Below are 13,575 nucleotides of genomic sequence, written 5' to 3' on the forward strand. Positions count from 1 at the left end.
GTCTTCAGCCTGCTTCAGCACGAATGCAATCTGCGCCTCTGAAAACTTCGATGCCTTCATGGAATTCTCCTCTCCCCCTCAGGGGATCATAAGTGGAAAATTCCAGTTCAAACTGGCCTAATTTGGCGGGGGCACGTCAATCCCACGACGGAAGCCAGAATGATCGTGTCCGACCATGGCACCGAGTTCACAACGCCATGCTTGCTTGGAGCAAGGACGCGGCCATCGACTGGCACTTCATTACTCCCCGAAAGCTGATGCAGAACGGCTTCGCTGAAACGTTCGCCGGGGGCGGATGCGTGACGAGTTGCTCAACGAGCCCCTGTTCTTGTCGACGACGCCCGCACCAAGATTGCCAATTGGGTCGCCGACTACAATCTCCAGCCTCCCCACTCGTCGCTGATATACCTGACCTCCGCGGCCTACGCCGCCCACCTCACCGCAACGGATCATCGGCTGCGCAACCCGGACCAGCTCCGCCGATCGTCCGTTGCTCAACCCGCGCCACTTGGCGTACAAAACCCCGAGACTCTGACTGCCGCTGACCGAAAGTTCAGTGGCAGGTCACCTTGGCGTCAATGATGACGGCCCTCATCAAGCCATCGCGGTTGCCGCGCGCCCACTTCAGAATTTGCTCCGTTCACGCGTGAAAATGGGACTGCGCAATGAATCCATCACGCAAGAAACGGACTCGTCGTGCTCCAAGTAAACCCTACAGGCACGCCACTCGAGCCGGTTGGCTCCTACGTGGGTCCTCTAGAAGCGCGCGTATGCGCGCTGCGATCTTCCGTGCCTCCTGAGGCCCGGGGTCCAGCTTCACGCAATCGAGGATGTGTAGTACCGCCTGGGCCTCCTCAGCATTAAACGTCGCGACTTTTCCGATCTGCCAGGCTCAAAGACTGATCGGCCGCCCGGGCCTGATTGGCTGCAAGCACCGCAAGCGCCTGCGACCGCAGTGAGGTGATATGTCGCTCGAACGTGTGCATTCCGTTGGGCCTGCCAGGTGGCGCCGCAAGCGATAATGGCCAGCCCGTCCTCGAAGACTGAGGCTGCCCACCTTTGCTCCGTATCCGTCCGGTGAAGCTTTCAATTACCCACAAATTCTCCTCCGACCAAGGCGCCTAACGCGATGTCGGTGAGGCGCGACAGCCCGCGCCACATGACCGTGTTGCCAGGGGGCGGATCGCTGGCGCGGGCGAGATAACCGCCGAGCCGGGCGACCTTGATCAGATAGTGCGACAGCGTTTTCCGTCTTGCTTTTGGTCTGTCGTTCACGAGGCGATCGAGCACGCCGATTTCAGTCGCGGTCAATACGAGGGTTGGCGGTGCATCTGGGGCGGAACGGTTGAGCATCGTCATCCAGAAGACCCGCCAACTCAGGATGCAAAAAAGCGAGATCAGATTAGTTAGACGCTGGGCGGTCCAAAGCTTTGACTCCTCAGCTTTGCAGCCTGATTTGAGTATCTTGTGAAACACCTCTATCTTCCATCTCAAAGCATACCATTCGAGCTTCTCAATGGCGTCGGTGCGGGAGCTAACAGGTAGATCTGGATCAGCTTCCACTCAATTTTCTTTCTCTTCTTCGGCGCCACGCGCTCTTCGGCGTGGATTACCGTTAAGGTCAACGCGGGATAGCGCTTCTGTTTTCCGATCGGCGGCAGGACGCGAATCTTGCGATATCTGATCTCGAGGACGGCTTCATCAGGATCGCCGTTGTTGTCTCTGACGTGGATGCGATGCCGTCCTTTGACGGCGACTTCGTCCATTTCGTCAGCGATCGTGTGATCTCCATCCCCAGCCAAACGATCAACGCAAGTCCTGATCACGAAATGCGTTCCAGCTTCTCGAGCCGCGCAGAATAGCTCATAGATATCGCTCTCGCGATCACCGACATGGACGCATCGTCCCGGATCGCCCAACAGCTCCGTGGATTGCCGGACATTGTCCAGCCAGCGAATGCTCTCCTTCTTCTCGATGGGAACGCGCGTCGGATTAATCTTCTTCTTGAGCGCGGCGGTCCCTTTGAATTTCTTCCGGGTCCAGACTTTGACGGCGCTCAGTCCAAGCGGCAGCCCTTCAGTCGTCACCGCCAGGTTCGAGTGCATCAGGATGCCGCAAACCGTGTGCGATCTCAGGCGGCCCGCCTTGTCCCGGCCGCTGTTTATGCTCTTCGTGATTCCGATCGCGTCTGAGTTCTCTCTTTGATAGCTGAACTCGGTCGTATCATGGAGCACCAGAACCGGACCGCCGGCGGCAATCGAGCGCTCATGCGTCGATTGAAAGTGGCCAGCCAGAATGTCCGCTTCGCTGACCCGGTCGTTGGAGAAAAAACGATACGCAGCCTTGGTGTTGGCCCAGTCCTGGCACACCAGCGGAATACTTTCGCCCATGGCGCTCCCGATCTGCGCTACCAGTTTGCGGAGCCGCTTGTTCAGGCGCTCGTCGGCAAGGCTGCAGCCAGCGAGCTCGCGATCAAACCATGCATCGGCTTCTTCGTCCATTGGCACCGCCCCCTGCGAATCGGTGCCAGACAAGGAATCACGGCCGATTCCTGCGATGCAATGGTTTGTGCGCTCCCTCAGCCCGTTCGACTAAATGTGGGTAATTGAAAGCCGGTGAAGGCCGCCGTCTGGCCTTTTCCAGAGCGGTAGTTTGAATTTTTGCTGGCTTTTCGTGAACGTGGGCTCCAGAATCCTCCCATTTGAACTCCATTTCTTGGGGAAGGCTCTGCGTGAATGCAGAACGCAGCAGAGCCCGCGTACGTGAGCGAACAGCCGTTGTAACATCCTGCATCCAAATTCAAGATAGCCATTTACGGTGTAGGTCAAGGTCTATGCAGTGGGAAAGGCGGAATCAAAGAAATGTTAGCGGCCAAGCGGTTGTGAAAGCCTCGTCCGCCCCTCAACAAAAACCGCGCGCTGCTCGCTGCGATTGGCTTTCGGACGACGCTGAGCTCGCACCACCGAAGCGCATTTCCAAGTCGTTGCGGAAATTGCGGGCCGCTCCATTGTGCTCGAAAGCAGCGTGTAAAGCGCACGTTGCGGACCGACAGGAGCTGCTACGCGGCCTTGCTTTGGCCACCCTCGACCACGGTAAACCGGGCGCGCCGATCCGCCGGTGACGCCGGTTGCTCGCTCTGCCCGCCAACTTCCGCTATGTCTGATAGTGATGGATCTACTCGGACGGAGTCCGGCGCGGTCGCTTCCCCCGTCGATTCGATACCCCGCACCGTGGCTCTGGCGCTCTCTTCCATGATCTCAAGCGCAATCGCACCCTTCGCCGTCAACCGCCAGCCGAACGAATATCGCTGCACGAAACCGAGCGAGAAGATGTCCAGCGAAGGAAACGCGGCACCAAGGCGCTTGCTATACTCCGCCCAATCCGAGCCGCAGGTCGCGAGAAATGCGAGGTCGCGCTTAATGTCCGGAAGCCTAGCCAACCCGTTCGGGCAGCTGGCAAGCACCTTCATTATGGACGCTTGGAAATTCACAACCGCAACCCACACCAAAACAACAAGGCCATTCTGCCAGCGATGCACTGCCCAAAGCAACCACTTCCAAGTCGCTGTGCGGTTGATCCGGCTGTTTTTAGCTATCGGGTCGGGGTTTGCCCTGAATTCCCGGCGCCCGAAGGTCGAAGAGCGGTTTCTTCCATTCTCGTGAGCACCCGTCCAAGGATAACGATTCCTCAGGTTCCACAGGCCGACCGCTGGTCAAGGGTCGCATCGTGCCCAATGGCGATCGCAGTCCGAATGGTCGACTATCGATCCCGTTTTCGATTTGTTGATCAGGCGTTCAGCCGGATCGGCGCACGCTTAACTCTGAATGCCGCGGCTCCGTTTGCGGCGTCCTCGATAAGATCAGGGTTCGCAGCAGCTCATCATTTGATGACCGGCGTTGCTCGCGCGCCGCCTCGGCAGCAGTCCTTGAATCCCTCCGCAGGCCGCGTCCGCCCCAAGCTCGGCGTCTTGGAGAGTGGGGTGGGCTCGAACCACCAGCCTCCTATTCAAGAGAGAGGGCGCTCCAATTCCGCTTTGGCGATCCAAGCTAAGTTCCTAATGAGCTCTTTGTTGGCCGCAAAATGCTCCAGCTCCTGCCGTAACTTGTCAAATGTTCTCAGGCGCATCGCCGCTGTACTGTTTACCAAAGCGATCATCGATATAGCGCCTGAGTGCCGCAGCCGCGTTCAGCATATGGGCGCGCATCCGCCGCGCTGCCGTATCGCGGTCACCCTCCGCAATCACCTGCATGATGGCCTCATGCTCGTCTCGGAACGGCGAAGGCCCGATGTCGCAGTTCGTAAACTGATGGACTGTGACCTTCGCCACAGGGTTCTCCCGCTGCCTGATCCTCGGGTTTTGGTCTACGATGGGTTCGCCATGCATGACCATCACCCGATCGGGCGATCCTGGCTACTACGCCTAGATCATGCGTGATCTAAATGATGCTTATAAGGGAACGGTCGAGCCGGCTCGCTTTCGAAATCGAACGCTTAAGCGGAACCATTGGTCTGTGTGGCACTTTCGAATAAAACGAATGTCTCCACCGGATGGTCGCCTGCTACCAGTCAGGATTGAACGGTACGGCTTTGTTGGCCCGCGGCATTCGTCAGCGATCTAGGCTGAGCTCGCACATTTATTTAACTGCGCGTGTAGCGAAATATTATCGAGTTCGCCTTCCCACCAGGACACAAACACCGCGGCAATACCGTTCCCGATGATGTTGGTAAGCGCACGCACCTCGCTCATGAACTTATCGATCGAGAATACGATCGCAATGCCAGGGACAAGTTCAGGACTGACCACAGTCAAGGTCGCGGCCAGGGTGACAAAGCCGGCACCGGTAACACCGCTTGCGCCTTTCGAGGTGAGCATCGCCACAATGAGTATCGTGAGCTGCTGGCCGAAATTGAGATCGACCCCGAGCGCTTGCGCGATGAACAAAGTCGCCAACGTCATGTAAATGTTCGTCCCATCCAAATTGAAAGAGTATCCTGTCGGCACCACTAGGCCAACGACCGCCTTCGAACAGCCGAGCCGTTCCAGTTTTTCCATCAACTGCGGCAGCGCGCTTTCGGACGACGATGTTCCGAGCACGATCAGCAGCTCATCCTTGATATACCCGATGAACTTTAGAATAGAAAAGCCTACCAAGCGCGCGATCAGGCCAAGCACAATGATCACAAAGAGCCCGGCTGTCACATAAAACAGGGCAACCAATCCGAGGAGTTTACCGAGCGCGGACGGTCCGAATTCGCCGATAGTGTAGGCCATGGCGCCGAACGCCCCGATTGGCGCTGCCTTCATTACGATCCTAATGACTCCAAACACCGCTTGCGCAGCATCGTCAACCAGACCGCGCATCCGCTCCCCCCCCTCCCCCAGCGCCATGAGCGAGAACCCGAATAGGATGGCAAACAGTAGCACTTGGAGCACGTCACCTCGGGCCAAGGCGCCAACTACACTATCCGGAATGATATTGAGGAGGAACTCGACCGTCTTCTGCGCTTCCGCCGTCTTGACGTAGTTGGCTACGGCCGCGGCATCCCCCTTGGGAGCGAGCCCATGACCGACCTGAGCGAGATTGCCCATCACAAGACCCAGGATGAGCGCGAAGGTTGATACGATCTCGAAGTAAAGTAGAGCTTTGACGCCGACTCGGCCGACCTTTCGTGCATCCTGAACATGCGAAATTCCGGAGACAACAGTGCAGAAGATGATCGGCGCGATCACCATCTTGATCAGCTTGATAAACCCATCACCAAGCGCTTTGATCCAGCTACTCGTCCCCACAGCGGGCCATAGCCAGCCAACGAGAATGCCAATCAGGATCGCTATGAGTACCTGGACGTAAAGCACTTTGTACCAGGACCCAGATTTCCGGAACAGGGCGGCGGCTTTGGCAGAGCGGCGCTGGCGCTGATTGTACATCATGCTCGACCCGGCGCCGTGCTCGCAAAGAGGCTCATTGAAGGTACAGCTTCGCTCAGTGTTCCTTCACCGGCGGGCGCAGGGGAATCTGACGGCTCCGAACAGCACAGTCCGGAGCCACGGACTGGCGCCTCTCCCGAATCGGCTTGCCGTCCAAGCGGAACGAAGTTCTGAACCGCTTCCAACAGCAGCGATAGAAAGTTGAGAAAGCTTCCTTGAGAGCTGGAAAGCATCAGCGTCACCACCCATTTCTATCTTTTTAGTTGTTCGAAGATGCCATCCAGCATCTTCTAGGACGTCAATCTTAGCAGCCGCCGACCATCTTCACTTCAGCAGGCACTCTCGCCGCTATCGCGTCGGAGGGACCGTGACGGCCACATCGCCTTTATTGGCCATCCGACGCAGCTCGATTATGCCTTGCCCAAAGTTCTGAACGGATCCTGGGCAATGAGCGACGAAGCCAAAGCGCTGGATGCGGAAAGGATAAACACGGGCCGACGCAGAAAGCGTGAACTATCGCAGAAGAGAGCTCTGGTGGAGCCGATCTTTGCCAGACTTGAGCCCGCCATGAAGAGAAAGGATTGGTCGACAGCCCTTTCAGCTATCGAGGAGGCCCTCGCGGCGATGCCGGACGAGGTCACCTTCCGTGGGCTTCACGCGGAATTGTTGCTTCACAAGATACGCGACCTGGGGGCTGGCCTGCCGGTGTTGCGCCAATTAGTTCGCGACGCGATCGAGAAGAAGTCCGTGGTTTGGATGAGCGTCGCGATCCGCCAACTGTTCGACCCCGCGAAAGACTACTCCGATTTTCCACATGCGGAGCGCTTTGCCATGGGCAAGGAGCTCTCCGAACACATCGTGGCTGCGAATCCGCCCCGAGGCAGCGACGGCGCGAAGTTCCTGTCGTACGGGGCGGTCGCTCAGTACTATTACGAGACCGGTAAGAGGGACCGCGCGATCGAATTGGTCGAGGTGGCGCTGAGATGGCTGGATGCAGCGCCTGCCTCGGATCTAGCGAAACGGGACGTCGTGCAGTGCTCTCTCCAGGCTTTGGCGAGCTACAGGAGTGAGAAGCTCTCTTACGAGGAGTGCTGTTCAGCCCCGCAAAACACGGCTCTCGAAAAACCGGAATCGAGATCGCCAAGTGAGGCAGCGTGAGCAATGCTGCTTGGCATGTCTTTTCGGCCTCGTGGTTTTGCGATCGAAATCGAAGCCTCTTGGGAATGTCCGGGCATTCACATGAAGTGAGGACAGGAGCCGCGAGCCGGTGAACGCAGGCGAGGCCGCACCACCATAAGTTCTTTATGGCGAATGTTTCCTCAAGGTTGGTCGCGACGACGAATGACGTGGGAATCCCGACAGAAAAGCTTGGATCCAGCCAAAGCTTGTTCATTTCGCCGGCGTAGTCGAATGCGATCGCATAGTTCAGATTTGACAAGCTTTTTGTCAACCAGGCGTCCAAGCTGGCTCGCGCTTCATTTTCCGTCGAAGCTTGTTCGTGAGCCGCGATGCCCACCACCTCAACTCCGTTGTTCCTGTATTTGTCTTGCAGGACCACCAGATTTGGCATCGAGGCGATACATGGTCCGCACCACGTCGCCCAAAATTTGAGGATATATACTTTCCCACGTTCGAACTTTCTAACGGGCTGGCCGCGTAGCCAGTTCTCCACTTTGATCGAGGGGGCCCGCGAACCGACGCTCAGCAGGTTCGCCGCACCGACTTGACTTGCGCTCTCAGTCAGACTGGTCATTGCTCAAATTCGCTTTACCTGGCTCTGCGGAGAAAATAGCAAGTCGCATGCCAGCCAGCGCTCATTGAAATTACGCATTTTTTGTATCATTCCTGTCGAGCTTGCGACGCATGTCGCATATCCGACCAGCTGCTTGGAGCTTCTCAGGCAATCAGTCGGTCGGAGGTTCTTGACGCGCCTGTTGACCGACGAGGCGGGAAGTCAGGTAGCGCAAGGTCGAGTTCACCACTCCACGTCCTGATCGGCTTCCAGGATGACCATTTCGGCGCTCGGGATCACGACGTGAACTGACCTGCTTTGGCCCGTCGACTTGCGCTTGAGTGCGATCTGAAATTTCCAATAACTTTTTGAGCCAAGGGGGATTGAGAGATAGTGTCCTTCCTTTGCCGGCCATTGCTCGAGAATTCACCCCGTCCCGTACTGGACGAGGAAAGCCCACCCGAAATGCAGAAGTTGAGCACCTGCTCATTCCGATCGATGGCCGCGTAAACAAAAGCATCCGTAGGCGGCCCGATCCAGGAAGCGCTCAAGAGCCGCCTGGACGACGACGCTCTCGCGCATCCCCGGGCGGTCAGCAAAATGCTGTCTGAAACTTGAACCGCTATCTTTCTGGTCCGCGGAGCTTCGCTTGGGCTCAGCTGCGCGTCCACCTCAGCTTCATTCCGACTTGAGCTCGGTTTTTTGCGGCGCTCGGCGCCAATCTGCATACTCCAGCTTGCTTCTCTCTGCGAAAGCATGATGGAGCTGCTGGCGTCGATCGCGCCGCGCTTTCTCAACCACTTCTGCTTCCCACGGAGAGCAGTCTGAGTCGCGCACACGACGCAAATTAAGAATCGCGCACTGGTCAAAGCGCCGGGAAACTGTTGCTCCAATGCTTCGGTGTTGCAGATAATGGCTGCAGATGCAGGTGTTTTGAAGCGGCCTGGACGCGGCTTCGTATCAATGTCGACGCGGGGACGCGCGATTGTTGCATTGAAAGATAGCTATCCGAAGAACTCTCCTTCTCCGCGCGGCCTTCGGGATACGCCGACCAAACCTTCTCGCGTTAGCGGCTTGCAGGCGACGCCTGAGCGTCTGCAGTTGCCCGAATAGTGCGATGAGCTCCTCGACCCGTTCACGCAGAATAGCCGAATAGTTGTAAACCTGACCTCGATTACTCATTACTGCCTCGAACAATGACTATTGAAACAATATGCAGGCCGCAACGGGAAGAGTATGCAATCGGAGGTAGGACCATACAAGCCCCAAAAGACGGTAGCGTGAACTTGGAAGGTCCCAGACACCAGAGGGGTTGTCGCTGCGCGTTCCTTTCGCCTTGTGTTTCGAGTCAGCTCCGTTCGAAGGTTCAGTCGATTGACAAGGCTGCGGGGGCGATGCTGCAATACAAGAACGGGCACACGCGCCGGCACCGGTGTGGCGGTTACTTCCCTACTGATGGGTCTGGTGCTCGCTCAAGAGGCGTGCGAGGCTTGCCCAGCCCCGTGGTCCCGGAGGGAGCCTCGCCACCAGCTGTGGTGCTCCCAACCCGCTCAAACGTCGTGACGAATGCCGCGACTATCACGGCAATCGCGAACAACAGGATCACAGGGTCGGGATTCCGCTCAGTACTCATGAGCAACTCCACTCAGGCGGCCCGGCAGCTGAGCAGCGCCCCAAATAAGCCGCGCATCGCGGCGTATCAGCTTTCGGTCGAGAGCTTCGGGCCCAGCGCTCTCCAAATTATCACGTGCGCTTACAAACCGCGAAGTTTATTGCAGATTCAAAATATTTGTTGGTCAAACCGGGGCGTTTGGTTCAGATGGGTTAGCGCCCCGAACAAGCGGGTGCTCCCGCGAAGCATCATGCCATGTCGGCTGAGTGTCCTGAGCGCCATCGGGGCTGAGGAGCATGGGCAGGTTTGCTGTCGTAACCCGCCAGCGCTGACGGCGCTGCTTCGACGGTTATTGAGGCAACTGCGGTTCCTGGATCCGGAGGCGGCACCATCCACCGCCCGCGAGCAGCACCACGTTTGCGATTGAGGAAGGCCGCCGATCCGAACGGAAGCTAAATCGAACGAAGGCGTGCCGCCCGATGTTAGAGAGGAGCATCCGCCCGCAATGGATGCGAGTAGACTGGCCCCAGCACGAATCAGCCCAGCGGCTGTGGTCTTTGTATGCCGCTGGTGTAGGCCCTGTTGCCCCTCTTGCCGCAACAGGACGTCGCAGCACGCGGCTCGAGGCATTCGCCTCCCGAAAAGCCTATGCTTGGGGCCCGCCTGATGCTCAACAGGACCTCGGACGGCGTATCGTTTTGCACCGTCTTCAGCACCCCATAGATCGGACGTCGGTTCGAGACCGCTTGCCGGCCTGCTGCTCACTATCCTTCCGGCGCTCCAATCAAGCCCGGCGACAGTCCAGTCTGACCCTGCCGACTTGGCTACCATTCGGGATCGTCGAAGCTGCCATACTCCCGCACGATGTACTCCCGCGTGAAGCCTGGGTAGCGACCGCACTTGGTCGTTCGTTCAAGCTGTGTGCCGCCGAATGAGCTTGACGAATGAGCCCGGCATTTGCGCCGGGCTGATCGCCAGTATGGTTCAGGTGCTGAGCAACGAACGAAGTAGAGAAGACCTTCGTGGTCCGTCGGTTCGGATTCCGACGTTGCATGCCCACTCGACCGCTTCGCATGCATGTTGCTGCACCCTTGATTAGGTCAAGCTGCGAAATCCGCGCGGCAATGCCGCATCAAGTGGCATTCGAAACTGATGTGAAGCGTGAAGCGAAAGTAGTTCCGTTTTGATGCTCTGACGGAACCTAATTGGATGCCATCAAAGGGCAAATTTAGTTATGTCCGATAATCATGATGACTCCACCGCAATGATAAAAAATATGATTGGGGAAAACAGAAGCAGGGAGTTTTGCGATGGAAGCTATGCGCCGCTTTCGCGCGATGGCGTTGCTATGCCGACAAGCCGCCGCGCGTGATCCCGAGAGAAGCTGGAAGCTGCTCGCGGAGGCAGAGTACTGGGAGCATCTGGCGGCTACAGCTCTAGCCCACTAAGCGCACGAATTAGCGATTGCTCAAATGTCCTGTTTTATCGTGGCTCCTTAATCCAAATTATATTCCGGGGCAGGTAATGACCAATATTCGCGAGGGCTACAGCTGTGCTGTTCTGCACGCACGCCTCCAAACGCTCATCGCCGAGCTTAGAGAGGTGGAGAAGCTTCGATATAGGCTTCGAATCGTAGGGGCGAGAACAATCGGCAGAAGACGGCGGGCTGGAGCGGGCAGCAGAGCAAGAGCCGTTTGGAGACCATGCTAGATGAACCCGAGCATTGATCCGCACCAGCTCATGCACGGCCCGGGCTGGGGCCTTTCTTTGCCTGGTACACAGCCCCCGAGTCTACCTTCCCCTCAACAGCGCAACAGCACAACTTTCCGAAGCACGCGGCTCGAGCTTAAGACGGAGACGATACACCCAACGCCATTAGCAGCACGCCTAACCAGGACGGCGCCCAGCCGCTTCCCTTAACGTCCACCTTTGTGGCGCGCGCGCCGGCCGGCATAGCGGGAGGCACCCAGGCAGCGACCGCTTCGGTAGCCGCTGGCGCGCCCGCGAGGACCTTCTCCAACTCGACTTGCCACGGGACGGAATGATCAGGCGTGACCTGGCCGGGCGGAAGATCGGTGACGGGTGCCGCCGGCATCAGGACGTCGTGCCTGTACCGAAAACGGAAGCGCGCGCTCTGCAGTTAATCCTAAACGCATACATGGCGCTCCTGTTGCGACGACGCAGCCCGCACATTTCGCGCATTGGGAAACAGCGGGGGCAGCGGATCGCGCTCGTCCCTGTAACGAAAGTGTAAGTGAACCAAAGGCACACAACGGCGAGCGATACAAGATGGCGGGCCTACGGCGTAAAGAATGAGAAATAGCCGGGCACGGGGAGGCCAATCTCTTCCCAAAATCCTGGCCACCTATTCGCCTCGCCGGTGCAGCGGCAACCGGAGTTTGTGCACTCCATCCAGTCATAGATAGCCACGAGACGAGCTTGCCATTTGTACGCTGTCTTGGGCTGCAGGGTCACGGCTGTTGCCCCTACAAGTCGAGAGCAATCGTTTGGAAGACATCCTGCTACGGGAGACGGTATATTGGGTTGATACGTAAACTGTTCGTGCCCTTCTCTGATTTCGAATTCGACGATCCCCCTCGGCGGGCAAATATTGGGCGAAGGATCTGGATCGCCGCCTACTCGCAGAACTACTCGATTGGTCTTTGCGGTGCCCGCCCAAGGAATCTGTGTCCCATCATGGCTCATTTGCTCCACAGACACATTTTTCGGCTCGTGCCTTAAGAGGGTAATCCCGAAAAAAAATCTTTGCCGTTCAAGCAATTTGGGCGCATCCGCCGACCGGCGAGGTTGCTCGGCGAGAACCGGCCAGCAGCCAAGTGCGACTAGCGAGAGTAAGATTGCTATGGAAAACGGCTTAACGACAGCATGCCCTCGAAGCATTTTTTGATCCTTCTCGACAAATTGGATCGACAACAACTGAAGCTAGGAAAATCCACGGCCCAAAAGCCACGCCTATCCTATAACGATGATCGTGCGACAACCAATGGGTGTTTTTATCGCAGAGCAGCATCTGTTGCAGCGCTTTGAGGTTTCATCAATGTCAGCCGCTGGGGGCCGTGGCGTCAACGCGCTCTGTGAACGCTGACAGCAAACGACCACTATGAGTGCGGCCATCATTACTGTGACGCTGCGAGGGCAGCGGACAACGGCGGTCGCGTTGTCTTATTGTGCGGAAATTAGATGTGTGCGGGTCCAACCAGCCTCGCCCGAGGAAATGTAACAATCGGTAGAAATTTGGAAAGGGGGCGCGACGAGATGTCTACGCTAGTATGTGCTTATGAGCGACGAACCGAAGTTTGACCTGCTGCCCAGACCGCCTTCGTTCGCCGACGAAGCGGTAATCATTGTACAGGCGACTACAGGCCGATACTGTTCGAGTGGTACAAGTTCGTGGGCAGTTTGAACGTGGTCGTTGCCCACATACAACGCGAATCGCCCGCCTTCAGACCGATCCCTGACAAGCAACTCGTGGGCCTGCTGAAGCGGTGTGCTCGTCTTGCCGGTCGTCAGCACAATCGCGTCCTCGCCAACATGAGACCAGGACAAACGCAGCAAGTCGCCTAGGCGCAAGCCAGTATGCCCGGCCAGATCAACGGCGTGGGCGATTTCGGCAGAGCAGGCCTTCCAGATCCGCGCGACGTCAGAGTCTGTCCAGATGATCTCCGAACGATCGTTGTTGTAGAGGTGCTTAATGCCTTCACAGGGGTTGCCTGCGATCTTGCCGAGCTCGACGGCGTGCGCACCCGCGGGCTTCTAGCGCTGCGGCGCCAGCATTCACGCGCCGTCTGAGTGCTGGCTTACGCATCTGCTCACGCATTTCAGCAAACCATCTGAATGGTCGCATTTTGAAACAGAAGTTCTTGGCGGATAGCTTCGTGCGCAAGCCTGTGATCCCCGACAGTCCAGCCGCCGCTGGCAGGCACCAAATTGAACAGCGTGCCTGAGATTAGATTGAAGGATCTTGCGTCGGCGAAGGTCTTGGAGGTGATCTTTCGGCGATGAGGGAATCGGTCGGTCGACCTCAGCATCTTGACGGCTTCCCCAACCACATCTTCGAATACTAGCGAGATCATACCCGTTCCCCCAATCCGCGGTCGCCTGAACCGCATCCGCGGGCGGGTGTTTCCCGGTGGTAACGGTGATCTTGCCGGGTCGTGGTCGAGTAGCTCAGCCATTTGGCTTCGCCCTCACAGATCCGGGCAGGCGCACCCGGCTCTTCCCGAGGGTAACCCGCGTCATATCCGCGCCTGCGCCCAAGTGCGAGTGATGCGTGGAACGGGC

At 57.6% G+C, this 13,575-nt stretch carries 6 protein-coding genes and 4 pseudogenes; 2 read left to right on the forward strand and 8 right to left on the reverse strand.

Annotated elements, in window-relative coordinates; translation table 11 throughout:
• Positions 1-159: 159 nt before the first annotated feature.
• A pseudogene (locus AC0L3P_RS37820) lies at positions 160-582 on the forward strand (integrase core domain-containing protein); the annotation flags it as partial.
• 504 nt (positions 583-1,086) lie between these two features.
• Here AC0L3P_RS37820 and AC0L3P_RS37825 read toward each other — a convergent pair.
• From AC0L3P_RS37825 to dctA, 5 genes and pseudogenes are all read right to left on the reverse strand, one after another.
• Positions 1,087-1,476: an IS4 family transposase gene (locus tag AC0L3P_RS37825; protein ID WP_473309149.1), complete on the reverse strand. Its 390-nt coding sequence runs from the start codon at positions 1,474-1,476 to the stop codon at positions 1,087-1,089.
• Between the two features lie 14 nt (positions 1,477-1,490).
• Positions 1,491-2,501 carry an IS4 family transposase gene (locus AC0L3P_RS37830; RefSeq protein WP_473309150.1) on the reverse strand — a complete coding sequence of 337 codons (1,011 nt, stop codon included), beginning with the start codon at positions 2,499-2,501 and terminating at the stop codon, positions 1,491-1,493.
• A gap of 557 nt (positions 2,502-3,058) precedes the next feature.
• On the reverse strand, positions 3,059-3,469 hold the full coding sequence (locus tag AC0L3P_RS37835) for a hypothetical protein (protein ID WP_473309151.1): 411 nt from the start codon (positions 3,467-3,469) through the stop codon (positions 3,059-3,061).
• A 636-nt stretch (positions 3,470-4,105) separates the two neighbouring features.
• Positions 4,106-4,273, reverse strand: a pseudogene (locus AC0L3P_RS37840) (GntR family transcriptional regulator); the annotation flags it as partial.
• A 342-nt stretch (positions 4,274-4,615) separates the two neighbouring features.
• Entirely contained in the window at positions 4,616-5,929 is a 1,314-nt protein-coding gene (dctA, locus tag AC0L3P_RS37845; protein WP_473309153.1) for a C4-dicarboxylate transporter DctA, read from the reverse strand.
• A 447-nt stretch (positions 5,930-6,376) separates the two neighbouring features.
• Between dctA and AC0L3P_RS37850 the strand changes: the two genes are divergently transcribed.
• A complete protein-coding gene (locus tag AC0L3P_RS37850) occupies positions 6,377-7,087 on the forward strand; it encodes a hypothetical protein (protein WP_473309154.1) in 711 nt (236 codons plus the stop codon).
• A 175-nt stretch (positions 7,088-7,262) separates the two neighbouring features.
• Here the strand turns inward: AC0L3P_RS37850 and AC0L3P_RS37855 are convergent.
• From AC0L3P_RS37855 to AC0L3P_RS37865, 3 genes and pseudogenes are all read right to left on the reverse strand, one after another.
• Positions 7,263-7,682, reverse strand: a pseudogene (locus AC0L3P_RS37855) (TlpA disulfide reductase family protein); the annotation flags it as partial.
• 5,104 nt (positions 7,683-12,786) lie between these two features.
• Positions 12,787-13,035: pseudogene (locus tag AC0L3P_RS37860) on the reverse strand (tyrosine-type recombinase/integrase); the annotation flags it as partial.
• A 77-nt stretch (positions 13,036-13,112) separates the two neighbouring features.
• Positions 13,113-13,367 (reverse strand): hypothetical protein, encoded by a 255-nt coding sequence (locus tag AC0L3P_RS37865; protein ID WP_473309152.1) that lies wholly within the window; start codon positions 13,365-13,367, stop codon positions 13,113-13,115.
• Positions 13,368-13,575 lie beyond the last annotated feature (208 nt).

This window comes from Bradyrhizobium sp. WSM4874 (assembly GCF_055811835.1).